Here is a 25,589-nt window from a genome sequence, read left to right on the forward strand (position 1 = left end):
GGCGACAGGCACTTGATCAGCGTTATGCGTCACCAATTGCATGATGCGATTTGATCGGCATAGGCTGGGGCAGAACCCGGCGCGAAGACGGCTGGAACCATGGTCGGCTCAAACCAGAACTCGGTGCGCGCTCAGGCGCGAACACTAGGGCAAGCAGGACTGTGGGTCAACTCGCGACGGCGCGAAAATTCTCCATATATATCAATTCACTAAGATCGGATAGCGAGTCAATGATGCGAATCTGGCCGGAACGGCTCCCTGTTTGCGGAGCTTGGCGCTGACCATGCGCACCCGTTTGAACGCTGCTCTGGCGGAAGCGGTGGAGAATCAGGACAAGCGTCGCGCGGCGACATTGCGCCTGATGCTGGCCGCGATCAACGATCGCGCGGATTCGATCCGGACTCAGGGACGTGATGGCCTGAGCACGGAAGAGATCCTGGAAATCCTGCACAAGATGGTGCAGCAACGCGAGATTTCCGCGGCCGAGTACGAGAATTCGGGCCAGATCGACCTGGCCCAGCAGGAGCGCGACGAAGCCAGCATCATCCTGGAGTTCCTGCCCAAGCAGCTGGATGAGGCGGACACCGAGGCCGCCTGTCAGGCGGTGGTGGACGAACTGGGATGCAAGGGCTTGCGCGACATGGGCCGCACCATGGCGGTTCTCAGAGAGCGTTATGAGGGGCAGATGGATTTCACCCGCGCCAGCTGCGTCGTGAAGTCCCTGTTGCACTAGAGATCGCTGCGCAAGGACGACCGCCCCGGCAAAGTCGAACCTATCTGAAGCCTGTCTGCCGGGAGCGTTGGCGCGTCCGGTAGCGAGCTCTGTTGCGGTGTGTTGTCCCCGTTATCCCACGTCTGACGTAAGGTGTGCCGGGGTGGTTGCCAGCTAGTTCTGTCGGTCGGCCGCTTCCGGCGTTACACTGTCGCTTTCTGTCCTCAAGAAGAACCCCATGCGATTTCCGCCTTCGCTCCTTGATGATATCCGCACGCGGCTGCCCCTTTCGGAGGTGGTCGGCCGACGCGTGACCTGGGACAGGCGCAAGACGCAGCCTTCGCGCGGCGATTTCTGGGCCTGCTGCCCGTTTCATCAGGAAAAGACGCCGAGCTTCCATGTCGATGACCGCCGCGGTCACTACAAGTGTTTCGGCTGCGGGGCGGCGGGGGACCATTTCAAGTTCCTGACCGAGACCGAGGGGCTGAGCTTTCCCGAAGCGGTTGAACTTCTGGCCCGCGACGCCGGTGTGGATTTGCCGAAGCCGGATCCGCGTGAAGAGGTTCGCCAGCAGCGCCGGGCCGGACTGGCCGATGTCTGCGAGATGGCGGCGCGCTTTTTCGAGCGCGAGCTTTACGGACCCTCAGGTCAGGCCGCACGCGCCTATCTTGAACGGCGCAAGCTCTCCAATGAGACCTTGCGCGAATTTCGCTTCGGCCTCGCGCCCAATGGTCGCGACGCCCTGAAACGCCATCTGGCCGAGCAGGGGGTCGATGAGGCGATCATGGTGGAGGCGGGGCTCCTGATCCGGCCCGACAATGGTCGCCCGACCTATGACCGCTTCCGCAACCGCGTGATCATCCCCATTCAGAACGATCGTGGCCAGGTGGTCGCCTTTGGCGGGCGCACGCTCGATCCGGACGGTCAGCCGAAATACCTGAACTCGCCGGAGACACCGCTCTTTCACAAGGGCACGATGCTGTTCAACCTGCATCGTGCCCGCCAGCCGGCATTCGAGGCGGGCCAGGCGATCGTCACCGAAGGCTATCTTGACGCCATCGCCGTGTGGCAGGCCGGGATCCGCCATGTTGTGGCCTCTCTGGGAACCGCGTTTACCGAGGACCAGATCGCGCGTATGTGGCGGCTTGCACCGGAGCCCGTCATCTGTTTCGACGGCGATCAAGCGGGCATCAGCGCCGCCAATCGCGCGGTCGACCGGATCCTGCCCGCGCTGAAGAGCGGCTATTCCTTCCAGTTCGCCTTTCTGCCCGATGGCAAGGATCCGGACGATCTGATCCAGTCGGGCGGGCGCGAGGGGTTTCTGACAGAGACGGCCAAGGCGCTGCCGCTTTCCGAAGTCCTGTGGCAGCGCGAGGCGGCGGGGCGCGATATTGCGACGCCGGAACGCAAGGCCGCGCTGGAAAAGAGCCTCTATGACCTGATCGCCACGATCCGGGACGAGCGGGTCAGGAAGCGGTATCAACTTGAGATGCGGCTGAAGCTCTCGAACCTCTTCTGGGAGGCGAGCCGAGGCACGCGCGAGGGCAAGGGCCGCGACGGAAAATCCCGCGATGTGTCGGCGGCCGCGCAGCGGGTGGAAAAGCCCAACAGCCCGCATTTTTCTACCGAGCGTACGGTGTGCGGCCTGTGCACGCGCTATCTCGATCTCTTCGAACGCCATCTGGAGCGGATCGCCCGGTTGCGCTTCAACGACGACCTGCATGAAGGGTTCAAGGCGGAGCTTTGCCGCTTGGCGATGGATCTGGAAGATGAGGCGGTCACCTCGTTTTTCGACACGCTTGATCCGCGTTTCTACGAGATCTTGAACGAAGTGTTGGCGGACCGGGAAAAGGCGCCGCAGGAAACGGGGTTCCATCCCAACTGGACGCGGTTGAGCGGGCGGCTTCAGGTTCTCAATTTCAATCCCTCCCACGATTTCATCGAGCGCTGCTTTGAGCATTTTCTTGATGAACTGGAACTGGGCCAGCTTGAACGCGAGATGGATCTGGAGCTGAAGGGGGCGGCGGATGACATTGATGAACAGAGCTGGCAGCGCATTCAGGCGCTGAAACAGGAAGTGATCCGCAGGCGCGAGGAACTTGGTCGGCGGGATCACGAACTGGCGGAGGAAGCGCGGGCCATCCGCGCCGCCCACAAGGCGGAAGGGATGCGTCGGGCCGGCTAGTCTTTCCCGGCCAGGACGCTTTTCCGGCCTGGCCAGCAGGCTCGGGGACGCGTGGCGGGGCTGGAGGGCGGCAAATGATTCGCTGTGGAGGTCCCTGATTACCGGATTCAGGACCTTTTACGCCCGAAAGGTCCATCTTTTCTGCTTGACCGGGGCGAATCACCCTTGCGAATCGCGGCGTCCAAGTTAAATAACCTTCAGGGACAGCATGGGCGCCATGACAAAGGTTGGCGAAAACACAGGATCTGTCCGAAATCCGTGACGAATTTTCCGGCGCCGGCAAAGCAGCCAGCTTCGGTGTTGGCGTGTGCTCGCCATCTTTATTGGGTGACGTCGGCAAATGCACACGAATGATCACCGGTGGTTACGGTTAAGCGGGGCTTAAGACACCCGGCGTATCAGACATATGGGATTGAACGGGCGGTTTAAGGGTGAGCGCGCGACAGGGCACGTTGTTCTGCGCGCTTGTGTGACGTGCAGGCAGACACACATATGAGGCTCCCCGAGGCGGTTGGCCCGGCGGTTGTGGAGTAGGACATGGTAGCCAAGACGACGCAGGCGGATGAGCAGCAGGAAACGACGGGCGAGGCCTCTGACGGCCCATTGCTCGATCTTTCCGATGCCGCCGTCAAGAAGATGATCAAGGCCGCCAAGAAGCGTGGCTACGTCACTTATGAGGAATTGAACGCGGTCCTGCCGTCGGAAGAGGTCACTTCCGAACAGATCGAGGACACCATGTCGATGCTCTCCGATATGGGCATCAATGTGGTGGAATCGGACGAGGAGGCGGAGGCCGACAATTCCGATGATGATGATTCGGCCGAAGGCGGTGATCTCGTCGAGGCGTCCACGACCGCGGTCGCCAAGACCACGACCAAAGAGCCGACGGACCGTACCGATGATCCGGTGCGCATGTATCTGCGCGAGATGGGCTCGGTGGAGCTTCTGTCGCGCGAAGGCGAAATCGCCATCGCCAAGCGTATCGAGGCCGGTCGCGAGGCGATGATCGCCGGGCTTTGCGAAAGCCCGCTGACCTTCCAGGCCATCATCATCTGGCGCGACGAGCTCAATGACGGCAAGATTCTGCTGCGCGAGATCATCGACCTTGAGGCGACCTATTCCGACCCCGAAGGCAAGGGCAACAGCTCTGAAGACGACGAGGACGGTGAAGGCGAGGGCGATGGCGAAGGCGGCGTGACCAAGGGCCAGCCGGGCGAGCCCAGCGGTGCCAAGGACGAAGAAAAGTCCGAAGGTGGCGAAGACAGCGACGGCGATGGCGACGGTGACGACGACGACGAGTTCGAATCGAACATGTCGCTTGCGGCCATGGAAGCGGAGCTGAAGCCGAAGGTTCTGGAGACCTTCGACCGCATTGCCGACAGCTACAAGAAGCTGCGCCGGTTGCAGGACCAGCATGTCGAGAACCGTCTGCAGAACAAGACGCTGACCCCGTCTCAGGAGCGCCGCCACAAGAAGCTGCGCGACGATGTCATCGAGGATGTGAAGAGCCTGTCGCTCAACCAGAACCGTATCGATTCGCTGGTTGCGCAGCTTTACGACATCAACAAGCGCCTGATGGGCTATGAGGGCCGTCTGCTGCGTCTGGCCGACAGCTACCGTGTCAGCCGCACTGACTTCCTCAAGCAGTATCAGGGCGCGGAGCTCGATCCGAACTGGATCCGCCGGGTTGCGAACCTTTCTTCGCGCGGCTGGAAGGATTTCGTCGCCAAGGAAAAGGACACGATCCGCGAATTGCGTCAGGAGATCCAGAACCTCGCCACGGAAACGGGGCTGGAGATCACCGAGTACCGCAAGATCGTGAACATGGTGCAGAAGGGCGAGAAGGAAGCCCGGATCGCCAAGAAGGAGATGGTGGAGGCCAACTTGCGCCTCGTGATCTCCATCGCCAAGAAGTACACGAACCGCGGCTTGCAGTTCCTCGATCTCATCCAGGAAGGCAATATCGGCCTGATGAAGGCGGTGGACAAGTTCGAGTACCGGCGCGGCTACAAGTTCTCCACCTATGCGACGTGGTGGATCCGTCAGGCGATCACCCGTTCGATCGCCGATCAGGCGCGCACCATCCGTATCCCGGTGCACATGATCGAGACGATCAACAAGATCGTGCGGACCTCGCGCCAGATGCTGCACGAGATCGGCCGCGAGCCGACCCCGGAAGAGCTGGCGGAAAAGCTGCAGATGCCGCTTGAGAAGGTCCGCAAGGTCCTCAAGATCGCCAAGGAGCCGATCTCTCTGGAGACGCCGATCGGCGACGAGGAGGATTCGCATCTGGGCGATTTCATCGAGGACAAGAACGCGGTTCTTCCCATCGATGCGGCGATCCAGTCGAACCTGCGCGAGACCACGACCCGCGTGCTCGCCTCGCTCACGCCGCGCGAAGAGCGTGTGCTGCGCATGCGTTTCGGCATCGGCATGAACACCGACCACACGCTGGAAGAAGTCGGCCAGCAGTTCTCGGTGACCCGCGAACGTATCCGCCAGATCGAGGCGAAGGCGCTTCGCAAGCTCAAGCACCCGAGCCGCAGCCGGAAGCTCAGGAGCTTCCTGGATAGCTAAGGTCAATCGGTCGCGTATCTATTCGGAAAGCCGGAGCATTTGCTCCGGCTTTTTTCGTTGCGGTTCAGAAAAAGCGACCGCGTCGAAGTCTTGCAGGGGCGGTGCTTCGAACGGCCGCTGCCTGTTGGGCGAACGTGGGATTGTATCAAATCAGGATGCTGCGTATTGACGACCTTCAGTGAGACGCGCTCAGGAACCTAATGCATAAGCACGCAAGCGGTGCCGGGCCGGGAACACATATGAAGCCGAAAATGGGGTAATTCCGATGCGGTCTGCGATAGTTGCAATCCTGATTTGTGCGGGCCTTGGAGCATGTGCCGGCAATGGTGTGGGCGTTAGTGGGCGCCTCACGTCGCCGCAGCGGGACCAGTACCCCGAGATCGTCGCGGCATTTGTCAATCAATGCGTGAAAGCCGGCGGGGAGGGCGACACCTCGACCGGTGGCGGAACGTATAGGATCAGCAAATCCGATGCCTCCTGTGCAATGACCGTCAACACCTATTATGACGACGACACGGAGATTGCCGCCCTCCTGTCAGCGGAGCTCAAGCGCGCTGATCCGAGGTTCGAGCGGCTTCCCAACGGACTGATGGGGGCTGCTTGGACGATCGGCAAGGTTACGAAGTGGTCGGCAAAGAACGGTACGCCGCTTGTTGCGTTGGGACGCAGTTCTGCCAGGGATCCGCTCCTCATCCGGCGGTTTGGGCCGAGCCTTTAGGGGCTGGAGACCGGTATAGGATCTTGCGCCCCGCGGGGTCCCGGGCGATGGTATCTCCATGAAAACAGCCCTCATCGCAATCGTCGTCATCGCTCTTGCCTGTGTTGCGGGCTTTTTCGCCTTTGGTCGGGAAAGAACGTGGCAGGCTCTCTACGGGCCTGCCGATCTCGGGCCGGTTCCCGATTTCGCGGATCTCAAGCGCCCGGGAACGCCAAATTCCTTTCTTGTGTGCCTGCCGGAAAGCTGCCTGCGCGAGGAGCCGGATCTCGTCTCGCCGGTCTTTGCCGCGGAGCCGCACGCGCTCAGAGCGGCGCTCGATGCCATCGTCATGGGATCTGGGCGGGTTGAGCGTGTGGCCAGGGATGAGGACGGGTTGGGGGATCGCTATATCGAGCGCACACCCATCATGCGGTTTCCCGACACCATCATCATCCGCTATGTCCCGGTCGATGTGGGGCGCACCGCGCTGATCATCTATTCGCGCTCCCAGGTCGGCAGCAGCGATTTCGGAGCGAACGGGAAGCGCGTGCGCAACTGGCTGCGGCTTCTGGAACAGGTCGTCTCGCCCGTAGCCGCCGCCTGACCGGCGCCCTGCGGCAATGTTGCGCCCCCTGTTTCGCCCGACGTGACACTCTTGCGGCTTGTTCGGTGCACCTGAGAGGCCCATTTAAAACGGGTGAGAACACCGCCGCTTCGTGGAATGCGACGGGGGTGAGGCGACATGAATGCGCTTTTGATCTTTGCAGGCTTGTTAACGATCGCTCTGGCTCTGGTGGCCTGGGCAGGTGACGGGCGTGAGCGGTTCTGGGATGCGCTTTTCGGGCCGCCTGATGATCGGCCGGTGAATTTCGCGGAGTTGAGTCCTCCGCCCTCATCGGATTTCTTCATCGCCGCTCCCACGGAAGAATGCGCGAAGGTTCAGCCCAACATTCCAGGCCCCGTATTCGCCGCGCCTCCGGGATTGTTGCGCCAGGAAGTGATGCGGATCGTGCGTCGCGAACCCATGACGGAACGGGTGGCGATGGATCCCGACTGGCTGGGCGACCGTTTCATCCAGCGCGTAGGGTGGCTTCGGGTGCCGCATTTCATCCAGGTTCGCTACATTCCCCTCGATACCGGTCACACGGCGCTGGCCGTCTATGCGTGCTGTCTGATTCCGGAAAACAGCCGGGGCTATAACGAGGCACGTGTTCGCCGCCTGATCGGCGAGTTGGAAGAGGTCTTTGCAACGCCCTCCTCTGCCTGAAGCGATTTCTCCGGTTCTGCCGGATAGGCCCGACGGAAAAGCGGTTTCATGCGTTCATGCGCACTCGACGTCGCGTTCAAAACACGTTCATATGCATAATATGAAAGCGCCGCGCCATGATTGGCGGGGTGCCTGCCGGGTCGTGTCTTTCAGATAATAATGGAGCGGCCGTTGCGCAGGGGGGCGTGCCCCGAAACGATGGAACCGGGTCTGCTGTGGGGAGAGGTTATGGCGGTCGAGTTGGTGCTCAATCCGGAAACCGTGCGGATGATCGTGCAAAAGGCGCGCGCGGCGAGCAGTTCGCTTGAGGACACTTATGAAGGTGGCCATGAGGGGGACGTGGAGTTCGACAGCGACAAGCTTTCCGAAGCTTATCGCCACGAAGGGCTGGTGGAGGAGGAGCGCGACGATCTCACCGCCGATGAACTGGTGGCGCTGCTGGATGATCTGAATGTGGACGAGGCCGCGGAACTCGTCGCGATCGCCTGGATCGGACGCGGCGACTATGACGCCTCCGACCTCGATACGGCGCGCGAGGAGGCGCGCTCGCGGGCGCATGGGCCGACCGCGCGCTATCTCGCGCGCATGTCGCTACTTGCCGACTATCTGGAAGCGGGGCTCGACAGCCTCGATCTCTAGGCTTGGCTGACAGGTCGATCCGGACAACTGCCGCAAATGAGCGTGATAGCGACAGTGGTCCCGTGAAGTGAGCTTGCCTTGCGGTGTTCCATGGGCTACCGGGGCGGCATGAGCCGTCTTACCGCAAATCTCCTTCTCCTGCTCACCGCCTTCATGTGGGGCTCGGCCTTCGTGGCCCAGTCCACGGCGATGTCGAGCGTTGGGCCGCTGGTTTTCACCGGCCTTCGTTTTCTGATCGCCGCCGCCTGCCTTGCGCCTTTCGCATGGCGCGAAGCGCGACACCATCGCGGTGCGCCCGTGTCGCGCGCGCATATGGGGATGTTCTTCGGCGTGGGCGTCGTGTTCTTCCTCGGAATTGCCTTGCAGCAATCGGCGCTCGTCGTCACCACGGTGACGAATGCCGGGTTTCTGACCGGTCTCTACGTCGTTATGGTTCCGTTCTTTGGCGCGGCTCTTTTCCGCGACATGCCGCATCCGGCCGTCTGGCCCGCGTCGCTGGCGTCTCTGGCCGGGGTTTACCTGCTCGGTGGCGGACATCTGGACGGGCTGAACTGGGGCGATGGACTGTTGATCATCTGCGCCGTCTTCTGGGCCCTGCATGTGGTGCTGGTGGGGCGCGTGGGCATGTCCAGCGGTCGCCCGCTTGCGCTCGCCTTTGCGCAGTTCTCGGTGGTGGGCGTCCTTGCCCTGCTGCCGGGGTTGGTGTTCGAAGGGGTCAGTCTGGCCGGGATCAAGGACATCTGGCTGGAGCTTGTTTACACCTCGATTCTGTCGGGCGGTTTCGCCTTCACGCTGCAGATCATCGCGCAGCGCTGGACCAAGGCGGCGGATGCCGCGATCATCCTATCGGCGGAGGCGTTGTTTGCGGCGCTGTGCGGGGCGCTCATCCTGGGCGAGCGACTGGATGCGATGGGGCTTGTCGGCTGTGGGCTGATCTTTGCGTCCATCGTGGTGGTGCAGCTTGCCCCCCTCATCACGCGGCGCGACCGCTATGCGTCACCGCCGCCCGGACTGTGATCTTGTCGATCCGGGCGGGGCGAAGCTCTCAAGCCGTCTATTTCAGGATCGAGATGCGACCGTCGGTGTGCGGTTTGTAGCCCTGCGCATCTGCAATAAAGCTCGCCACCGCATCCTCAATATTCGGGCCGTAATCGTAGGCATCCACGGCTGCCTTGGCGAAGATGGCGTAGCCATCGCCGCCGGAGCGCATGTAGTTGTTGGAGACAACGCCATAGAGCGCGTCGGGATCAAGCGGAACGAAGGCACCTTCCTTGGCGATCTTCACCGAAACGACCCGGCTTCCGGCGGGCTTTGCCGGATCCCAGATGACCTTCATGCCGGCCACCTGCGGGAAGCGGCCCGCGCCCTCCTCGACCTTTGAAAAGCCGTTCTCAAGCGCGGTGATCAGATCGGCGCCCTTTAGGCGGAAGGTTGCGAGCGTGTTCTGGAAGGGAAGCACGGTCAGAACCTCGCCCATGGTCACCTCACCCGCATCGATGGAGGCGCGCAAGCCCCCGCCATTCTGGATGGCGACATCGATGCCCTGCGCCCGCACCCGCTCCAGCATGGCGTCGGCGACCAGAACGCCCATCTCGCATTCCCCTTTGCGGCAAGTGTCGCGGGAGCCGTCGATGGAGGCGGTGGCGGAACCGATGACCTCGCTGCGGATCTCCTCAAGCGGGGCGGCGAGCTCCGCGATGCGCCTGGAGGTGTCTGCATCTTCTGCGATCGCGGCATCCATCAGGATGGGGGCCCCGGCGGCGGAGACGAGATCCCCGTCATCGTTCCACACGACGTTCAGTTCGCCCAGAAACTTGCCATAGGCGTAGGCCTGCACGATGGCGGTGCGCCCGCCCGCCGGATTGTCCACGAAGGTCGGGTAGGGGCCTTCGGCCTTGTCGTCGGAATTGGCCAAATAAGTGTGGCTGTGCCCGCCGATGATCACGTCAATGCCGGGAACGAGGGCTGCCAGTTCCTTGTCACGCGCATACCCGGAATGGGAAAGCAGGACGACTTTGTCGATGCCTGCGGCCTGATAGGCCTGGGTCGCGCCTTTCAGTGTCGCCACCGCATCGAGGAAGTGGACGTTCTTTCCAGGCGAGGAAAGCTCGTCCGTATCCTCCGGCGTGATGCCGATGAGAGCGATCTTCTCGCCGCCCACCTCCAGCACGATGCTGCCCTTGAGCTTGTCCTTCAGCGCCATTTCGCCGGAAAACTCGCCATTGGCCAGCAGGATCGGAAAATCGATGGCGTCGATGAACTGCGCCAGGACTTCCGGGCCGTCATCGAATTCATGGTTGCCGACGGTCATGGCGTCATAGCCGATGCGGTTCATCAGTTCCGCTGCCGCCGCGCCCTTGTATTGGGAATAGAAGAGAGAGCCCTGAAACTGGTCGCCACCATCGACCAGAATCACGTTGCCGCCCGCGCCGCTTATCGCTTCGCGCCGTTCTGCGACCTTGGTGAAGAAACGTGCCGAACCGCCGAAGCACTTGTCTTGCGCGCGATCTTTCTCGCCGCAGGTGGAATCGTATTTGTTGATCGGTTCGATACGGGAATGGAAATCGTTCGTATGCAGAATGGTCAATGCAAACTCGGCCTGCGCCGTGCCGCCAAGGACGAGGCCCGCGGCCAGCGCCGCCGGCAGGATCAATGCTCGCTTCATGATAAGCCCCTTCTTTCCCATGGAAAGGAAGGCGCTACGGTGCCCCGAAAACACAGGCCTGCGCAACACGATCCTGCGCGCTTGTGGCGCAAACCGTTCTAACGCGCGCCTCGACCCAAAAGCGCAGGCAGTGCGAGCACCGCGATTGCCAGCCAGCCGAGGATCAGCAGGCTGCCGCCGGTTGGCGCGGCATAGGCGAACAGCTTGTGGTCGAGAAAGACGCGGGCGCTCATATCTCCGCAGAACAGAAACACGCCCAGGGTGATCATGAGCGCAGGCAGGGCTGGCAGGCTCAGGACATCGCGAATGCCGGGAAGGCAAAGGATGAGCAGGATTGGTGCATGGGCGAGCGCGATGGCGGCAGCCGCGCTGACAAAGCCGGAACTGTCGACATGGGCGGCGACTGCGGACAGGGCGACGCCCGCAGCGCCTGAAAGACCGGCGGCAAGCGCGGGCCAGAGGGAGGCGGCGGAAGGGGAATGGCGCATGGGAGGCCTGAGCGTGAGAACGATTCCAGAGCGATAGCATCGCGCGCGGTGCGGGCCAACAAAAAGGGTATTGGGCCCATGGGCATCTCGCGGTTCAAGTAGAGCGCGAAAACTCCATTGCGATATCTCTCAAGGGTAGATCGAAAGGTTGAAGGTCATGTGATCAAAAGACTTTTCTGGCTTTCGGCGAACGCCTAGAGTTGAACGATGAGGATCGAAGCTGTCACTGTTCGTCCGGCGATCGCAGAAGATATCGAGCTGTTGGCCGATATCCATGATGCCGCTTGGCGCAATGCCTATCGCGGAATCCTGCCCGGGGTCGAGCTGGAACGCCTGCTCGGTCGACGCGGCGTTTCGTGGTGGGACGCGGCCATCCGCTACAAGATGCGCATTCTCGTCATCGACGTTTGCGGGGCGACGGCAGGCTATGCCACGTTCGGCCACACACGCCTCAAGCATTTGCCTTTCCCCGGCGAAATCTACGAACTCTACATGGACCCGGACCATCAGGGGCTGGGGTTCGGGCGCAAGCTGTTCTCCGCAACCCGCGCCGCCCTCCGGGCCGCGGGCATGCCCGGTTTCGCGGTGCGTGTCCTGAAAGAGAACGAGCAGGCACAAGCCTTTTATGAGGCCATGGGCGGCCTGCTCTACGACGAAAGCGTGGAGCGGATCGGGCGCAGCGACGTCTCTGTCCTGATATTCGGATGGACAGACCGCCCTGCGGAACGCTGAGTACGATCCTGAGCCCGGTTGCCCGGGCACACAGGGCGCCTCATTCCGTCATGTTCACCCTGATCAGATCATCGACACCACATTGAAACGCGCGGGCCCGCGTGTCGGCGATTTCACGGGCCATGGTGTTGGCGTCGGGCGTGCGGGTTGCGTTGATGCGCGCGACTTGGCACGTGGCGCCCAGCCCGAGGCGGGTGACGATCAGGACCTGGTCCGTTCCGCCCTCGCCGGTCTGGACAAACCAGCGCAAAATGGTTGCGAAAGGCTGTCGCCCACCGCTCTCCACAAGCCGCCATTCCAGCGTTTCGTTGACGGAGTTGAACCCCGAAAGTGTCTGGGAGGCGGCCATTTCGTTTGCCGCGTTGTCTCCGAAGGAGACGAACATGCGCAGGTCGCCCTCCGAAACGGAGACCGGAATCTTGCGATAGCCCTCGCATAACCAGCTTCCACCGTCCGTCCCCTCCTGGGACGGCACGGAGGTCATCATACAATCGTCGAGCTTCAGTTTCGTATAGGCGCTGTCAAATCGCTCCGCCGCGGAGGCCGCCAACGTCGCAGCGACAATGCCAACCATTGAAATCAATAAGGAAATCCGTCGCAACATGATTTTTCCCCTCGCCTTGAGCCCCCCTCCTCAGGGGCCGGAAAGCCATTGTTTCACTCTCGGGAAGGTGCTGCAACGCACACAATTGGCTTGCACTTTGGTGCGGTCCCCGGCACAAAGCCCGCGAGACGGCCCGACGAGGCGCGTAACGCGGGCCGCAGGTGATCCGCTCCGGCTGACGGGCGCAGATCCCACCCCCTTTTTCTCGTATGTGCGAGCCTGCCGGTCGCTTACGGCCGTGAGCTTGCGGAAAATTCAGTGAAGGACACGCACCATGCGTATCGATGCCGTGCCGATCGGCAAGAACCCGCCGGAAGATGTCAATGTGATCGTTGAGGTCCCGGTCGGTGGTGAGCCGGTCAAATATGAAATGGATAAGGCCGCGGGCGCGATGTATGTCGACCGCTTCCTCTACACGCCGATGCGTTATCCGGGCAATTATGGCTTCGTTCCGCACACCCTGTCCGACGATGGCGACCCGATCGACGTGATCGTGTGCAACCAGCGTCCGGTCGTGCCGGGCGCGATCCTCAACTGCCGTCCCATCGGTGTTTTGATGATGGAGGACGAGTCCGGTTTCGACGAGAAGGTCATCGCGGTGCCGCACCCGAAGCTGACCCGCCGCTACGACCGGATCACGACCTATCAGGATCTGCCGGAGATCACGATCAAGCAGATCGAGCACTTCTTTGCTCACTACAAGGATCTGGAAGACGGCAAGTGGGTGAAGGTGAAGGACTGGCAAGGCGTCGACGCTGCCAAGCGCCTGATCCTGGAATCCATCGAGCGGGCGAAGAAGGCCTGAGGCCATTCGCCCAGGAAAATCGAGAAACTTTCAGAAAGCGGGGAGCGATCCCCGCTTTTTTCATGTGAGCGCGGGGGAGGGGGCTGGAGCATCCGGTGTTCCGGGTGTTCTGCGGGTCTGCCTACTTCCAGTCTTCCCAGGTCGGGCGCAGGTTCGTGAGCATGTCCTTGGCAAAGCGGCGCCACATGACGACGACGGTGGCCAGCATTGCAACGAAGGAGAGCCAGATCGCGCCCATCAGCAGGCCGTTGCCATGGGCTTCGGAGGCGGCCAGCGCGAGAACCGGTGTCAGCGCGAGGGCGAAGCCACCTGCGATGACGAGCGCGCGTCGGTCCTTGCGGCGGCGTGTTCTGTTCTGCTTGCCAAGCGGGTTGAGCATTGGACCGTTCCTTCGGGATGCGTTTCAGCGATCCTTCAAGTTAGCCGGGTGAATAAGCCTCCACGGGGTCATGAATCCGACCCTTGCAGTGTTATTTCAGGTCAAAATTGTGGCGTCGGTCATCAGTGTGGCGCAATCGGGGCAATTCGCCACTGTGTCAGGTGCCTTGCACGTTCGCTGTTAACGGGTCACAGGGTGACGTGTTCGAAAGCGGGCTTCAAGATCATGCGCCGTACCGGCTCGATGAGCGTCGGTTCATAGCGCGCAAACATCTCGCTCACATAGGGTTTCCTGTTGTGGACCTCGTAATCCTCCATCGAGGCCCAGACCTGGCGCACGAGCATGTCGGTCTGAGACCCGTCCGTCAGGTAGTAGTCGTAGGCAAGGCAGCCATCTTCCGTTTCCAGCGAGATGCGCGCGACTTTGCTCACTTCTGCAACAAGCTCCTCTCGGCTCGCGGCGTGAACGGACACCAGGAACACGATGGTCACGCGGGCGGCTGTGCCATCGGTTGGGGTTATGGCGACATCGTCGAGGGAGGGGGCGTTCATAACAGGGTCTGCTCGCTCTCGATGGTGAAGGTCTTGTAGATGCTGGGCCCGGCCAGGCAGCCCGCCGTTTCGTTCAGGAAGTCGTGGATCAGATCGCTGTTTTGGAAGGCGCGCATCGCCTCCTCGGATGTCCAGCGCAGGGTTACGACGACTGTGGACGGTTTGCGCGGGTTGATATGAATTTTCTGGCTGAGGAACGCGCCGCTCGTCGCGCCCTTGCGCAAGAGTTCGCGCAAGGGGTCCAGATAGGCGCCGCGCTGTTGTGGCTTGATGGTGATCTCGACGATGGAAAACAGATTACTCACAGCGGCTTCCGTTATTCGTAGTGGGGGGCCGTGTCGCCGGGAAAGCAGGGAGGTGCCTTTGGGTGCGCTTCCATGCTTTTTCTGTAGAGATGTCCCGTCGCCCTAGGGTTTCCCACTGCCTTCGTCTTTTCGTGTTCGACGTGTAGTTATTTTTCGCGTCGATTCACCCCGATTTTAATGCCTGTGAGCAAATATATCCGCAAAAGCGCGATGGAGAGTTAACGACGGGACAGCCACCCTGTCATTCGGAAAGGATCGTCAATAAGCCGTCCGGTTAAACGCGCTGCCAGTTGCACTGCACCGCGAGGAGGCATACGGTCCCAGCGCCGCTTTTCAAGATGGCGGATCAAGGTCCTCATGGAGACGAAGATTATGAGTTTTCTTGCCGACTCGCTCGCCCGGGTGAAGCCTTCCGCGACCATCGCGGTCACCAACAAGGCCCGAGAGCTGAAAGCAGCCGGTCGCGATGTCATCGGTCTTGGTGCCGGCGAACCGGATTTCGATACCCCGGAAAACATCAAGCAGGCGGCGATCAAGGCGATCACGGACGGCAAGACGAAATACACGGCGGTGGACGGCATCCCGGAACTGAAACAGGCGATTGTCGAGAAGTTCCAGCGCGAAAACGGCCTGACCTACACCCCGGCGGAAATCACCGTGGGAACCGGCGGCAAGCAGGTTCTCTACAATGCCCTGATGGCGACGCTGAACCCGGGCGACGAAGTGCTGGTGCCTGCGCCCTACTGGGTGAGCTATCCGGACATGGTTCTGCTTGGCGGCGGAACGCCGGTGCCGGTGGAAACCTCCATGGAAACCGGCTTCAAGGTGACGCCCGAGGCGCTGGAAGCCGTGATCACGCCGAAGACCAAGTGGCTGATCTTCAACTCGCCCTCCAATCCTTCCGGCGCGGCCTATACGCGCGCCGAGCTTGAGGCCATCGCCAAGGTTCTGCTGAAGCACCCGCAGGTGTGGATCATGACCGACGACATGTATGAGCATCTCGTCTATGACGCGTTCGAGTTTACCACAATCGCCCAGGTGGAACCGGCGCTGAAAGAGCGTACGCTCACGGTCAATGGCGTTTCCAAGGCCTATTCGATGACCGGTTGGCGTATCGGTTATGCCGGTGGTCCGGTTGAGCTGATCAAGGCGATTGCCAAGATCCAGTCGCAGTCGACCTCCAACCCCTGCTCGATCTCCCAGTGGGCGGCTTACGAGGCGCTGAGCGGCCCGCAGGATTTCATCGCCACCAATGCCGAGATCTTCAAGGGGCGCCGCGATCTGGTCGTGTCCATGTTGAACCAGGCAAATGGCATCTCCTGCCCGACGCCGGAAGGCGCGTTCTACGTCTATCCGTCCTGTGCGGGCCTGATCGGCAAGACGACCGACTCCGGCAAGCTGCTTTCCAGCGACGAAGACTTCGTGACCGCGCTTCTGGAAGATGAAGGCGTTGCGGTGGTGCAGGGGTCTGCCTTCGGTCTCGGCCCGAACTTCCGCATCTCCTATGCGACCTCCAACGAAGCTCTGGAAGAGGCCTGCACCCGCATCCAGCGTTTCTGCGGAAACGTGCGCTAGAGGCATCGGTCCCGGCTTTGTCGGCACAAGGCCGGATCCAGGTTCAGGCCCGGGCGGAAACGCCCGGGCCTTTGTTTTTCGCGCCCGTCTTATCCCCTCATCCTGCCCCCCCTCTGCACATGCCAGGGGAACTCTGTCGCCGGGCGTCGCGTTGGTCTGGCGAAAGCGCGGTGAGAACGCCCTCCCTTGATGGAAGGCGGCACCGCCGACAAAAGGAGGGATGATATGACCAAACGTATCACTGCGAAGCCCACTGTTGCGCTTCTCGCCACCGTTGCCATCGCCGGGACACTCGCATCCGTGCCCGTGAGCGGGCCCGCACAAGCTGCCGAACCCGGCGTGAAGGCCGGCGCGCTCACCTGCACGGTCGCCGGTGGGTCCGGTTTCATCTTCGGCTCGTCCAAGGACCTCACCTGCGTCTTCGAGCCGGTTTCCGGCCCGGCCGAGACCTATACCGGCCGCATCACGAAGTTCGGCCTCGATGTGGGCAAGACGGATGTGACCAAGATCGCCTGGGGCGTCATCGCGCCTGCCGCGGATGTGGAGCCGGGAGCCCTTGAGGGCGATTATGTCGGTCTCTCGGCCGAGGCGACCGTGGGCGGCGGCGTCGGCGCCAATGCGCTCATCGGCGGCATGGACAAGTCGATCGCGCTCAATCCTGTCAGCGTCCAGGTCCAGAACGGCCTGAATGTTGCGGCGGGCATTGCATCGCTCAAACTGAATGCTGCGAACTAGGTCCGCCTTGGCTGGATCCCTTCACGCGCAGGCGGTAACGTCTGCGCGTGAAAACCGTCACCGATGCGGGCTCGTCTGCGCCCGTGTCGGAAGGCGGCGCACCGGGAGGATAATCATTGACCGCACTTGAAGGCTCGCGTGTCGGGCCTGGATCTAACGGACGAGCTCGCGCCGCGTTTGTGGCAATGGCCTTGCTGGTCTGTGCTGGCTCCGCTTTCACGACAATGCCTGCGTTTGCGCAAGGGGGTGGGTCTGTAGAGGTCGGCATTCTCGATTGCGCCGTCAAAAGCGGCGAGGGCACACCGCTTTCCTCCGCCAAGGATCTTTCCTGCACGTTCCAGCGCGTCGAGGCCGGGGAGATCGACATCTATTTCGGTCAGATCCGGCGCGTGGGCCTCGATCTCGGCGTAAGCGAAGGCGGCATTATTCGCTGGCTTGTCTTTGCAAGCTCAAGCGATGTCGGAGCCGGTGCGCTTGCGGGCGATTATGTTGGTGTGTCAGCGGAGGCCACCCTGGGTGTGGGGCTTGGTGCCAATGCGCTGGTCGGGGGCGGGGACGCCTCGATCGTGTTGCAACCGGTGAGCCTCAAGAGCCAGGTCGGGCTCAATCTGGCCGCCGGGATCGCGGAACTGGAACTGAGGTCGCTGGAGTAGAACGGCTTCCATCCGCGGGTGCATCGGGTCTCGCCGCTTGACCATGCTTTTTGTCTTCAGGTCGATGGGACGGTTGGGGTCCACCCGATGACAATCTGCGTCTTTACGGCGGCTATCTGCATGTCGGAGGCGATCGTTTCGGATCGCTCGGGGCACCACGTGCCGCTGCAAGGCCGGGCGATCGCCCGGCCTTTTGTTGTCTGGGAGAAGGCGCGCGCGGCCCGGACTGGCTATCTCCTGACCACGGCACCGGTGGCCGGATCGATTGCGTTATATGGCAGTTTGGCGGCCTTCCAGGCGTTGAAGCCGCCGCCCATATGGGCCAGCGGGGCGAGACCTGCCTGCGCACAGCGATCCGCGATCGCCTTGGAGCGGATGCCCGAGCCGCAATGGAAGACGATCGGCTTGCCGGTCTGGACGGGCAGCTTGCCCGGATCGAACGACGACATCGGGAACAGCATCGCACCGGCAATGTGCTCGAAAGAGTATTCGGCCGGAGTGCGCACGTCGATCAGCACGATCTCATCGTTGTCGAAACGCTCTTTCACCTCTTCCGGGGTCAGTACCTGCAGTTCGACACCACTGACTGTTTCGGTCTGCATTCCATCTCTCCTCGTTTTTCAGGGATACCGACACGCTTGGCGTGACCTCCCCGTCACATGCCGAAGTGTGAATATTCACGATCAGGCCTAGCATGCCACCTTGAGCGAAGAAAGGGCCCCGATTTAGTCAATCGGAAATGGATTTGCCGCACCGCGACATTCGATTCACTTGCTTCTGTTCCGCATGGCTGAGACGATGATTGCGGGTCGGCAGAAAAGCCTGCCGGTTTCCCCTATCGCGGAGGATGGACGCAGACGAACAAATAGGGAACTTCAAATCGGGACTGAGCTCTCCGCAGCGTCCATCGCATTTCTCGTACCCGAGAATCAGAAGGAGAGACCATCATGGGAGACGCCAACGGCAGACAAGCCGGGCCCCGGTGCATTGCGCTGGTCGGTCCATTCGCAAGTGGCAAGACCTCTTTGCTTGAATCGATCCTGGCGCGCACGGGGGCCATCCAGCGCAAGGGAACGGTCTCCCAGGGCAACACCGTCGGTGATGCCTCTCCGGAGGCGCGTTCTCATGTGATGAGTGTGGAGGCGAATATCGCCGAAACCGAGTTCATGGGGGATTCCTATACTTTCATCGACTGCCCGGGGTCGGTGGAGTTTCTGGCCGAGACAGACGGCGTCCTTCCCGGCGTCGACATGGCCATCGTGGTGGCAGAACCTGATCCCAAGAAGGTTCCCGCCCTCCAGCTTCTGTTGAAGCGGCTGGAAGAGCGCGGCATTCCGCGCATGCTTTTTCTCAACAAGATCGACAAGGTGGATGGGCGCGTCCATGACGTGCTGACGATGCTGCAGCCGGCTTCCGCCGTGCCGCTCGTGCTGCGTCAGATCCCGATCCGCAAGGACGGATCCGTCACGGGCTTCATCGACCTGACCCTGGAGCGCGCCTTCGTCTACCAGGAGAACGACGCCAGCGAGGTGATCGATTTCCCCTCCGCCGAGCGCGAGCGCCAGATCGAGGCGCGCTTTGAAATGCTGGAGGCCATCGCGGACTATGACGATGAGCTGATGGAAAAGTTGCTGGAGGATATCCAGCCGGAGCGCAATCACGTCTTCAAGGATCTCGTTCAGGAGATGCGCAGCGGGCTGATCTGCCCGGTCCTGCTGGGGTCCGCGGAGCATGGCAATGGCATCACGCGTTTGATGAAAGTGTTGCGCCATGAAGCTCCGACGGTGGAGAAGACCTGTGAACGTCTGGGCTATGACGGGCAGGGGGGAACGGTGGTGCAGGTTCTCAAGACGCTGCACACGCCCCATGCGGGCAAGCTCTCCATCGTGCGCATGCTTTCCGGAACCGTTTCCGACGGCACCTTCCTTTTCAATGCGAATGGCAAGGAAAGCCGTGTCTCCGGTGTCCTGCGGGTCATGGGCAGTCAGGTGACCAAGCGCGATGCGGCCGGGGCCGGTGAAACCGTGGCGCTGGGCAAGCTGGAGGAGGCCTCCACCGGCGAAACGCTGCGCGCGGACAAGGCGCCTGAGGCCAATTTCGTCAAGCTGGCGCCCCCTGCCCCGGTGATGGCCTTCGCGGTTGCGCCCGGCGAGCGCAAGGATGAAGTGAAACTCTCCGCCGCGCTCAGCCGCATCATCGAGGAAGACCCCTCGCTGATCGTGGAGCAGGTGCAGGATACGGCTGAAATGCTGTTGCGCGGGCAGGGCGAAATGCACTTGCGCGTGGCCCTGGAGCGGCTGACGGGCCGCTATGGCATCAAGGTGGAAACCGGCCAGCCGCATGTGCCCTACAAGGAGACGATCCGCGGCAGCACCACCGTTCGCGGGCGGCACAAGAAGCAGTCGGGCGGACATGGCCAGTTCGGCGATGTGGTGCTCGACATTGGCCCGGCGCCAAGCGGGGAGGGCTTCGTCTTCACCAGCAAGATCACCGGCGGCGTGGTGCCCAAGCAATATATCCCCTCCGTGGAAACGGGTGCGCGGGAATACCTGAAACAGGGGCCGCTCGGCTTTCCGGTGGTCGACGTCGCGGTGACGTTGACGGACGGCTCCTACCATAGCGTCGACAGCTCCGATCAGGCCTTCAAGGCGGCGGCGCAGATCGGCATGCGTGAAGGCATGGCGGCCTGCAAGCCGGTCTTGCTGGAACCGATCATGGAGGTTGTCCTGAACTGCCCGAGCGAAGCGACGGCGAAGATCAATGCCCTCATCTCCGCCCGCCGCGGCCAGATCCTGGGCTTCGACGCCCGCCCGGACTGGCCCGGCTGGGATCAGGTGAAGGCCATGATGCCGGAAGCGGAGATCGGCGATCTGATCATCGAAATGCGCTCGGCCACCGCCGGCGTTGGCAACTTCACCGCCCGTTTCGATCATCTGGCCGAACTTTCCGGCCGTCTGGCGGATCAGGTGCTTGAAAAGCACGGCCGGCAGGCCGCCTAGGTCTCGGCTGCGACAAGACACGAACGAACCTCAGACGGGCGGAACTTCCGCCCGTCTTTTTCGTTTTTCCGATCCTGAATTCCTGCTCCCGATGTCGTGACGGCGTGGTGATTTGAACCGCCGCCCATCTGGCGCTAGGGCTTTGCCTGCGGGGCATTGGAGGAGAGGATCATGCATATCATCGCTCGGCGAAGCTGGGAGATTGCGGAGGCTTGCGCGACGCCGGAGGAGGTGTTTCTCAATCGACGGCGCTTTCTGGCGAGGGCGGGACTGGGCGCGGGGCTGATCGCAGGCGCGGCCACAGGTTTGGTGCCGCTTCGCGCGCAGGCGCAGGAGCAGGCTCCGTCCGCGAACGTCGCCACAACCGATCTCTATCCGGCCCGCCGCAATGCCACCTACACGCTCGATCGCGATCTCACGGACGAAGATACCGCCTCCACCTACAACAATTTCTACGAGTTCGGTTCGCACAAGCGCATCTACAAGGCGGCGCAGGCGATGAAGCTGAGCCCCTGGCAGATCCGCATAGACGGCATGGTGGAGGAGGAGAGGGTCCTCGATTTCGACGATCTCCTTGCCCGTGTCGATCTGGAGGAACGGCTCTATCGGCATCGTTGCGTGGAAGCCTGGGCGATGGCCGTTCCGTGGACAGGCTTCGCGCTTGCCGATCTCGTTCGTCTTGCGCGACCGAAAGCGGGGGCGACCCATGTCAGGTTCCAGACCTTTTTCGACCCGGACGTGGCCTCCGGTCAGCGCCAGAGCTGGTATCCCTGGCCCTATACGGAAGGGGTGACCATGGCGGAGGCGACGAACGAGCTCGCCTTTCTGGTCACCGGCGTCTACGGCAAACCGCTTGCGGCTCAATTCGGCGCGCCGCTGCGGCTCGCGCTGCCGTGGAAATATGGCTTCAAGTCGATCAAATCGATCAACCGCATCACGTTCACTTCCGAACGTCCAACCTCTTTCTGGGAGGCCGTGGGCCCGTCAGAATACGGGTTCTGGGCGAATGTGAACCCGGAGTTTCCCCATCCGCGCTGGAGCCAGGCGAGCGAACGCCTGCTGGGAACCGACGAGAGCGTCCCGACACGTCTTTTCAATGGATATGCCGAACAGGTCGCAGCGATTTATCAGGGGTTGGAGGGGGAGGCTCTCTACCGGTGACCAGCTTTGCCTAATTCATGCACTGTGCGCATGGCTTGACCAGAGCCCGATCCGGGCGGTGTTTTTGCCTGACTATTTTTCCGGCAAATATATGCCCCAGCGGAATGGCGTCTTCGCCAACCGGTCGGGTGTACGTATGCGTGACAGGCATCGGGACTGGTTGTCAGTCAAGGGCGGGCGCTTGGGGCAGGGTGCGCGCGGGCTGCTTGAGGTTGCTCGGCGATGTGGTGTCTCGGGTGTGCGCGCTCATTTGCCAGGAAAGCGTCGAGCCTCGCGTCTATCCGGGGGTCTGGGCAGCGACCTGAGCGGACAAGTAACCAGAAAATATCACGTTTCGATGACGGGGCGGTGAACGAAGCCGGTGCCGCGCGGGGCGTGGGCGGATCGGGTCGGCGCGCGTTGAGAGGGGCTTGTTCCGGTGTCGCGATCTTGATGCGGCGCAGGAGGGAGAACGCAAAAAAAAACCGGGCCCACGAGAGGCCCGGTAAAAGTTTTGACCACGAGAAACTCGTGGACATTCACCTTCCAGAGGGAACAGATGGCTGAAATCGGCGCGTCGCAGGGAGGAGGTTGCGACGGCCCAGAACCATCAGACACTGCCTATATGCGGTGCATAGGGTGCCTAAACAACTATCACTCGCGCAAGTCTGGTATGCACTGTGCGCATGGCCTTGATATGGAAACATGCGGCCTGCCAACGAAGCCCGGTTTTGCTCGTTTCCGGCAGGCTTTTCACGGAATTGGCGCGTGTGCAAAGGGAGCTGCGATCGCTGGTGCGACCTAATAGACCCAGTGTTCGGCATTGGACAGCAGGAAATCGCGGAAGGCGGTGATCCGGGCTGTGTTCTTCATCTCCGAGGGATAGACGAAATAGGTGTCGAAGCTGGGCACATCGGCACCTGCGATGAGCTGCACGAGGTTGGAATCCGGTTCCACTAGATAATCGGGCAACAGGGCAATGCCGATGCCGCGCTGGACGGCGTGCTTGATCGCGATGACGTTGTTGATCTTGAGCGACACGCGCCGCTTCTGGCCCTCCGGCATGCCCGCTGTTTCCAGCCAGTTCATGTCGCGCAGATAGACCGGAGCCTTTTCGCCGAAGCTGATGATGCGGTGATTGTCGAGATCGCTCTCGGTCACCGGACTTCCGAAACGCTTCAGATAGGTCGGGCAGGCGTAGAGATGGAAGTGGACGGTGAAGAGCTTGCGCTGGATCAGGTCGGGCTGGACCGGTTGCCGCAGGCGGATGGCCACATCGGCTTCCCGCATCGACAGGTCCAGCTCGTCATCTGTCAGAAGCAGCTCAAGGTTCACATCCGGATAGAGATCGACGAACTCGTTAAGGCGCGAGGTCAGCCAGCCGGATCCGAGACCGACGGTGGTGGTGATGCGCAGCAGGCCGGAGGGTTTGCCCTTGGTGTCGGTCAGGCGCGACTGGACCGCTTCCAGTTTCCGCAACACGTCCTGTGCCGTGCGATAGAGCATTTCGCCCTGTTCGGTCAGCAACAGGCCGCGGGCGTGGCGGTGGAACAGGGAGACGTGCAGTTCCTGTTCCAGCGCGGAAACCTGGCGGGAGACGGCAGACTGGCTCATATGCAGCATGTCGCCGGCATGGGTGAAGCTGCCTGCCTGCGCCGCTGCGTGGAAGATACGCAGTTTGTCCCAGTCCATGTTCCGGTTCCTCTCCGGGCACACCGCCGTCCGGCGCCCGCCACTGCCAGATGATGAACGCCTGTCAGGCGGCCACTTCGGTTTTCAGGGCCAGTTCCGCCAGATATTTCTCTGCCTCGAGCGCGGCCATGCAGCCCATTCCCGCGGCGGTCACGGCCTGACGATAGATCTCGTCGGTCACGTCACCGGCGGCGAAAACACCCGGCACAGAGGTCTTGGTCGAATCAGCCTCCGTCCAGATATAACCTGTCGGCTTCAAGCGAACCTGATCCTTGAAGAGCTCGACCGCGGGCGCATGGCCGATGGCGATGAAGACGCCATCGGTGGCGATTTCCTGCGTCTCGCCGGTCTTGACGTTCTTCAATCGCGCGCCGGTCACGGCAGGAGGCGTGCCGCCGCCGAGGACCTCGTCGAGCGCATGATCCCAGATCACCTTGATCTTGGGATGGGCGAAGACGCGCTGCTGAAGGATCTTCTCGGAGCGGAATTCATCGCGGCGGTGGACGATGGTCACCTCGTCGGCAAGGTTCGCCAGATAGAGCGCCTCTTCAACGGCAGAGTTGCCGCCGCCGATCACGACCACCTTGCGGCCACGGTAGAAGAAACCGTCGCAGGTCGCACAAGCGGAGACGCCGGCGCCCATATAGGCTTCTTCGGAGGGCAGGCCGAGCCACTTGGCTTGCGCGCCGGTGCAGATGACCACCGCATCGGCTGTGTAGACGGCGCCGCCATCCAGCACGACGCGCTTCGGGGTGGCGGTCAGGTCCACGTCCGAAACGAGATCCCAGACGATGTTCGTGCCCACGTTTTCCGCCTGCTTCTGCATCTGTTCCATCAGCCAGGGGCCCTGGATGGGATCGGCGAAGCCGGGATAATTCTCCACTTCGGTGGTGATGGTGAGCTGGCCGCCGGGCTGAAGGCCCGCGATCAGCGTAGGTTCGACCATCGCACGGGCAGCGTAGATCGCGGCCGTGTAACCGGCGGGGCCGGAGCCGATGATGAGAAGCTTGGTGTGTTGGGCGGTCATGGGCTTGTCTGCTGCTCGTCTGGCTTCTTGGGTTCTTGTGCGACCGGGTTTTCCGGTCCGTTTCGCTGTGCCGGTCTATTCGGGGCGACCGGTCCGTCGGGCCTGAAAGCGCCGCCGGATTTCGTCCGCGATCACAGGCGTGGAGTCTATTGGCTCGTACCTATAGGTTTCAAGACGTCCGGCAAAGGGGCGGGTGACGCCCAGAGCCGACATTTTCTCCAAAAAGACACTGATTTTTCGGTGTCCCCCGCTCGGTTCATAGACAAGGACCGGACGGCCGGTCGCGGCCGCCTCTCCAACCATATTGGTTGAATCCGCCGTGACAACAACCGCTTCGGCATTCGCAAGGTAGGCCGCAAGCGGATTTTCCCCCGTTCCGTCCCATAAAAGATGCGGCCCGCCCGTCGCCAGGCGCGAAACGCGGTCGGCAAGCAAGGTCGGGGTTCGGCGCGACAGTGTGATCATCAGCCGCGATGTCTCGCCCAGATGCTCAAGCGCATGGCCAAAGGATTCCACGTCGTAATCGGAGAAATGATGATGGCGGCTGTCGCCGCCCACCAGAACGGCGACGCGGGGTTTCGCAAGTCTGGCGATCTGCGTCGGCGGGAAATACCGCAACTCGCGCAATCGGCTTGCCGAGAAGCGGTGCGGTGGCGTGGGGGTCGCAAGCACATTGGGTCCGCGCAAGGGATCATGTTCCGGCACCCAGATGAAATCCGCGGTTTCCGGTCCGGTGTGCGGATCCTTCAAGAAGACGGTCATCGTCTTGCCCGCGCTTGCCCGGCGGACATGGCGCAGATAGGGCACGGCGCGCCTGCCGGACGCGATGACAAGATCGGGATAGGGTGGGCGGATCGGGCTTTGCGGCCTTGAGGGTCTTTCGCGCGGATCAATGGGGCCGCGCGGCATGAACCAGACAAAGGGCGGGCGCGGCGAAACACGGCGGGTCTCGTAGGGCGCGCCGAGCGCCTCGGCCACGGCGACGCACTGGTTTTCGTCGCCAGCCTTGCCATCACTCAGCACCCAGGCCGATCCGATCTGCGGCGTCTCGTTGCCATCTGTCACAGGATCGGGCACGGGGGATATCCTCTCATAATCTTTCCGAATCGTGCGCCATATTGTTATATGCTTACAAATCAGCGCAAAAAGAATACAGCATGGC

The 25,589-nt window shown here is 61.9% G+C and carries 25 protein-coding genes; 15 read left to right on the forward strand and 10 right to left on the reverse strand.

Going from position 1 to position 25,589, the window contains the following annotated elements:
• The first annotated feature begins 283 nt into the window (after window positions 1-283).
• The 8 genes from ABGM93_RS16030 (at window position 284) to ABGM93_RS16065 (ending at window position 9,094) form a co-directional block, all read left to right on the forward strand.
• A complete protein-coding gene (locus tag ABGM93_RS16030; protein ID WP_321501173.1) occupies window positions 284-733 on the forward strand; it encodes a GatB/YqeY domain-containing protein in 450 nt (149 codons plus the stop codon).
• 217 nt (window positions 734-950) lie between these two features.
• Window positions 951-2,897, forward strand: coding sequence for a DNA primase (gene dnaG / locus ABGM93_RS16035; RefSeq protein WP_321501175.1), 1,947 nt, complete (start codon window positions 951-953; stop codon window positions 2,895-2,897).
• Between the two features lie 537 nt (window positions 2,898-3,434).
• Window positions 3,435-5,474, forward strand: coding sequence for an RNA polymerase sigma factor RpoD (gene rpoD / locus ABGM93_RS16040; RefSeq protein ID WP_321501177.1), 2,040 nt, complete (start codon window positions 3,435-3,437; stop codon window positions 5,472-5,474).
• Window positions 5,475-5,958: 484 nt separating this feature from the next.
• Window positions 5,959-6,192, forward strand: a complete 234-nt coding sequence (locus tag ABGM93_RS16045; RefSeq protein ID WP_321501179.1) for a hypothetical protein — start codon at window positions 5,959-5,961, stop codon at window positions 6,190-6,192.
• A 58-nt stretch (window positions 6,193-6,250) separates the two neighbouring features.
• Window positions 6,251-6,775, forward strand: a complete 525-nt coding sequence (locus tag ABGM93_RS16050) for a DUF1499 domain-containing protein (protein WP_321501182.1) — start codon at window positions 6,251-6,253, stop codon at window positions 6,773-6,775.
• A 138-nt stretch (window positions 6,776-6,913) separates the two neighbouring features.
• Complete coding sequence (locus tag ABGM93_RS16055; RefSeq protein ID WP_321501184.1) at window positions 6,914-7,438, forward strand: hypothetical protein; 525 nt, start codon at window positions 6,914-6,916, stop codon at window positions 7,436-7,438.
• Between the two features lie 228 nt (window positions 7,439-7,666).
• Window positions 7,667-8,077: a DUF3775 domain-containing protein gene (locus ABGM93_RS16060; RefSeq protein ID WP_321501186.1), complete on the forward strand. Its 411-nt coding sequence runs from the start codon at window positions 7,667-7,669 to the stop codon at window positions 8,075-8,077.
• A 108-nt stretch (window positions 8,078-8,185) separates the two neighbouring features.
• Window positions 8,186-9,094 (forward strand): DMT family transporter, encoded by a 909-nt coding sequence (locus ABGM93_RS16065; RefSeq protein WP_321501188.1) that lies wholly within the window; start codon window positions 8,186-8,188, stop codon window positions 9,092-9,094.
• Window positions 9,095-9,131: 37 nt separating this feature from the next.
• On the opposite strand, the gene ABGM93_RS16070 is transcribed toward ABGM93_RS16065, so the two are convergent.
• A complete protein-coding gene (locus ABGM93_RS16070; protein WP_321501190.1) occupies window positions 9,132-10,742 on the reverse strand; it encodes a bifunctional metallophosphatase/5'-nucleotidase in 1,611 nt (536 codons plus the stop codon).
• 98 nt (window positions 10,743-10,840) lie between these two features.
• Window positions 10,841-11,230, reverse strand: coding sequence for a DUF423 domain-containing protein (locus tag ABGM93_RS16075; protein ID WP_321501192.1), 390 nt, complete (start codon window positions 11,228-11,230; stop codon window positions 10,841-10,843).
• 207 nt (window positions 11,231-11,437) lie between these two features.
• Between ABGM93_RS16075 and ABGM93_RS16080 the strand changes: the two genes are divergently transcribed.
• Window positions 11,438-11,962, forward strand: coding sequence for an N-acetyltransferase (locus ABGM93_RS16080; protein WP_319774321.1), 525 nt, complete (start codon window positions 11,438-11,440; stop codon window positions 11,960-11,962).
• A 40-nt stretch (window positions 11,963-12,002) separates the two neighbouring features.
• Here ABGM93_RS16080 and ABGM93_RS16085 read toward each other — a convergent pair whose 3' ends face one another.
• The gene (locus ABGM93_RS16085) at window positions 12,003-12,566 is read right to left on the reverse strand and encodes a hypothetical protein (RefSeq protein WP_321501194.1); all 564 of its coding nucleotides are present in this window, start codon (window positions 12,564-12,566) and stop codon (window positions 12,003-12,005) included.
• 274 nt (window positions 12,567-12,840) lie between these two features.
• Here ABGM93_RS16085 and ppa point away from each other — a divergent pair, with 274 nt between their 5' ends.
• Entirely contained in the window at window positions 12,841-13,371 is a 531-nt protein-coding gene (gene ppa, locus ABGM93_RS16090; RefSeq protein ID WP_321501196.1) for an inorganic diphosphatase, read from the forward strand.
• Between the two features lie 121 nt (window positions 13,372-13,492).
• Here the strand turns inward: ppa and ABGM93_RS16095 are convergent, their stop codons facing one another.
• From ABGM93_RS16095 to ABGM93_RS16105, 3 genes are all read right to left on the reverse strand, one after another.
• A complete protein-coding gene (locus tag ABGM93_RS16095; RefSeq protein ID WP_321501198.1) occupies window positions 13,493-13,750 on the reverse strand; it encodes a hypothetical protein in 258 nt (85 codons plus the stop codon).
• 188 nt (window positions 13,751-13,938) lie between these two features.
• Entirely contained in the window at window positions 13,939-14,301 is a 363-nt protein-coding gene (locus ABGM93_RS16100; protein ID WP_321501200.1) for an antibiotic biosynthesis monooxygenase, read from the reverse strand.
• Complete coding sequence (locus ABGM93_RS16105) at window positions 14,298-14,606, reverse strand: antibiotic biosynthesis monooxygenase family protein (RefSeq protein WP_319774316.1); 309 nt, start codon at window positions 14,604-14,606, stop codon at window positions 14,298-14,300. The genes ABGM93_RS16100 and ABGM93_RS16105 overlap by 4 nt, the downstream gene beginning before the upstream one ends.
• Window positions 14,607-14,978: 372 nt before the next feature.
• Here ABGM93_RS16105 and ABGM93_RS16110 point away from each other — a divergent pair, with 372 nt between their 5' ends.
• From ABGM93_RS16110 to ABGM93_RS16120, 3 genes are all read left to right on the forward strand, one after another.
• A complete protein-coding gene (locus ABGM93_RS16110) occupies window positions 14,979-16,181 on the forward strand; it encodes a pyridoxal phosphate-dependent aminotransferase (protein WP_321501202.1) in 1,203 nt (400 codons plus the stop codon).
• Window positions 16,182-16,406: 225 nt separating this feature from the next.
• Window positions 16,407-16,916 (forward strand): DUF992 domain-containing protein, encoded by a 510-nt coding sequence (locus tag ABGM93_RS16115; protein WP_321501204.1) that lies wholly within the window; start codon window positions 16,407-16,409, stop codon window positions 16,914-16,916.
• Between the two features lie 224 nt (window positions 16,917-17,140).
• A complete protein-coding gene (locus tag ABGM93_RS16120; RefSeq protein ID WP_321501206.1) occupies window positions 17,141-17,569 on the forward strand; it encodes a DUF992 domain-containing protein in 429 nt (142 codons plus the stop codon).
• 230 nt (window positions 17,570-17,799) lie between these two features.
• Here the strand turns inward: ABGM93_RS16120 and ABGM93_RS16125 are convergent, their stop codons facing one another.
• Window positions 17,800-18,171, reverse strand: coding sequence for a rhodanese-like domain-containing protein (locus tag ABGM93_RS16125; RefSeq protein WP_321501208.1), 372 nt, complete (start codon window positions 18,169-18,171; stop codon window positions 17,800-17,802).
• Window positions 18,172-18,516: 345 nt separating this feature from the next.
• Here ABGM93_RS16125 and ABGM93_RS16130 point away from each other — a divergent pair, with 345 nt between their 5' ends.
• Entirely contained in the window at window positions 18,517-20,568 is a 2,052-nt protein-coding gene (locus ABGM93_RS16130; protein WP_321501210.1) for an elongation factor G, read from the forward strand.
• A 171-nt stretch (window positions 20,569-20,739) separates the two neighbouring features.
• The gene (gene msrP / locus ABGM93_RS16135; protein WP_321501212.1) at window positions 20,740-21,729 is read left to right on the forward strand and encodes a protein-methionine-sulfoxide reductase catalytic subunit MsrP; all 990 of its coding nucleotides are present in this window, start codon (window positions 20,740-20,742) and stop codon (window positions 21,727-21,729) included.
• 780 nt (window positions 21,730-22,509) lie between these two features.
• Here the strand turns inward: msrP and ABGM93_RS16140 are convergent.
• From ABGM93_RS16140 to ABGM93_RS16150, 3 genes are all read right to left on the reverse strand, one after another.
• Window positions 22,510-23,400: a LysR family transcriptional regulator gene (locus ABGM93_RS16140; protein ID WP_319774310.1), complete on the reverse strand. Its 891-nt coding sequence runs from the start codon at window positions 23,398-23,400 to the stop codon at window positions 22,510-22,512.
• Between the two features lie 64 nt (window positions 23,401-23,464).
• Window positions 23,465-24,427 (reverse strand): thioredoxin-disulfide reductase, encoded by a 963-nt coding sequence (trxB, locus tag ABGM93_RS16145; protein ID WP_321501214.1) that lies wholly within the window; start codon window positions 24,425-24,427, stop codon window positions 23,465-23,467.
• A gap of 75 nt (window positions 24,428-24,502) precedes the next feature.
• Window positions 24,503-25,504: a mitochondrial fission ELM1 family protein gene (locus ABGM93_RS16150; RefSeq protein ID WP_321501216.1), complete on the reverse strand. Its 1,002-nt coding sequence runs from the start codon at window positions 25,502-25,504 to the stop codon at window positions 24,503-24,505.
• Between the last annotated feature and the right edge of the window lie 85 nt (window positions 25,505-25,589).

The organism is Breoghania sp. (genome assembly GCF_963674635.1).
Taxonomy (GTDB): Bacteria; Pseudomonadota; Alphaproteobacteria; order Rhizobiales; family Stappiaceae; genus Breoghania.

What these genes read in the sequence shown, in the direction of transcription:
- ABGM93_RS16055 (WP_321501184.1), top strand. Translation starts at nt 6,914, where the DNA reads ATGAATGCGCTTTTGATCTTTGCAGGCTTGTTAACGATCGCTCTGGCT.
- ABGM93_RS16030 (WP_321501173.1), top strand. Translation starts at nt 284, where the DNA reads ATGCGCACCCGTTTGAACGCTGCTCTGGCGGAAGCGGTGGAGAATCAG.
- ABGM93_RS16050 (WP_321501182.1), top strand. Translation starts at nt 6,251, where the DNA reads ATGAAAACAGCCCTCATCGCAATCGTCGTCATCGCTCTTGCCTGTGTT.
- ABGM93_RS16045 (WP_321501179.1), top strand. Translation starts at nt 5,959, where the DNA reads ATGACCGTCAACACCTATTATGACGACGACACGGAGATTGCCGCCCTC.
- ABGM93_RS16080 (WP_319774321.1), top strand. Translation starts at nt 11,438, where the DNA reads ATGAGGATCGAAGCTGTCACTGTTCGTCCGGCGATCGCAGAAGATATC.
- ABGM93_RS16095 (WP_321501198.1), bottom strand. Translation starts at nt 13,750, where the DNA reads ATGCTCAACCCGCTTGGCAAGCAGAACAGAACACGCCGCCGCAAGGAC.
- dnaG (WP_321501175.1), top strand. Translation starts at nt 951, where the DNA reads ATGCGATTTCCGCCTTCGCTCCTTGATGATATCCGCACGCGGCTGCCC.
- msrP (WP_321501212.1), top strand. Translation starts at nt 20,740, where the DNA reads ATGCATATCATCGCTCGGCGAAGCTGGGAGATTGCGGAGGCTTGCGCG.
- ABGM93_RS16085 (WP_321501194.1), bottom strand. Translation starts at nt 12,566, where the DNA reads ATGTTGCGACGGATTTCCTTATTGATTTCAATGGTTGGCATTGTCGCT.
- trxB (WP_321501214.1), bottom strand. Translation starts at nt 24,427, where the DNA reads ATGACCGCCCAACACACCAAGCTTCTCATCATCGGCTCCGGCCCCGCC.
- ABGM93_RS16140 (WP_319774310.1), bottom strand. Translation starts at nt 23,400, where the DNA reads ATGGACTGGGACAAACTGCGTATCTTCCACGCAGCGGCGCAGGCAGGC.
- ppa (WP_321501196.1), top strand. Translation starts at nt 12,841, where the DNA reads ATGCGTATCGATGCCGTGCCGATCGGCAAGAACCCGCCGGAAGATGTC.
- ABGM93_RS16125 (WP_321501208.1), bottom strand. Translation starts at nt 18,171, where the DNA reads ATGCAGACCGAAACAGTCAGTGGTGTCGAACTGCAGGTACTGACCCCG.
- ABGM93_RS16130 (WP_321501210.1), top strand. Translation starts at nt 18,517, where the DNA reads ATGGGAGACGCCAACGGCAGACAAGCCGGGCCCCGGTGCATTGCGCTG.
- ABGM93_RS16070 (WP_321501190.1), bottom strand. Translation starts at nt 10,742, where the DNA reads ATGAAGCGAGCATTGATCCTGCCGGCGGCGCTGGCCGCGGGCCTCGTC.
- rpoD (WP_321501177.1), top strand. Translation starts at nt 3,435, where the DNA reads ATGGTAGCCAAGACGACGCAGGCGGATGAGCAGCAGGAAACGACGGGC.
- ABGM93_RS16100 (WP_321501200.1), bottom strand. Translation starts at nt 14,301, where the DNA reads ATGAACGCCCCCTCCCTCGACGATGTCGCCATAACCCCAACCGATGGC.
- ABGM93_RS16120 (WP_321501206.1), top strand. Translation starts at nt 17,141, where the DNA reads ATGCCTGCGTTTGCGCAAGGGGGTGGGTCTGTAGAGGTCGGCATTCTC.
- ABGM93_RS16115 (WP_321501204.1), top strand. Translation starts at nt 16,407, where the DNA reads ATGACCAAACGTATCACTGCGAAGCCCACTGTTGCGCTTCTCGCCACC.
- ABGM93_RS16075 (WP_321501192.1), bottom strand. Translation starts at nt 11,230, where the DNA reads ATGCGCCATTCCCCTTCCGCCGCCTCCCTCTGGCCCGCGCTTGCCGCC.
- ABGM93_RS16060 (WP_321501186.1), top strand. Translation starts at nt 7,667, where the DNA reads ATGGCGGTCGAGTTGGTGCTCAATCCGGAAACCGTGCGGATGATCGTG.
- ABGM93_RS16065 (WP_321501188.1), top strand. Translation starts at nt 8,186, where the DNA reads ATGAGCCGTCTTACCGCAAATCTCCTTCTCCTGCTCACCGCCTTCATG.
- ABGM93_RS16110 (WP_321501202.1), top strand. Translation starts at nt 14,979, where the DNA reads ATGAGTTTTCTTGCCGACTCGCTCGCCCGGGTGAAGCCTTCCGCGACC.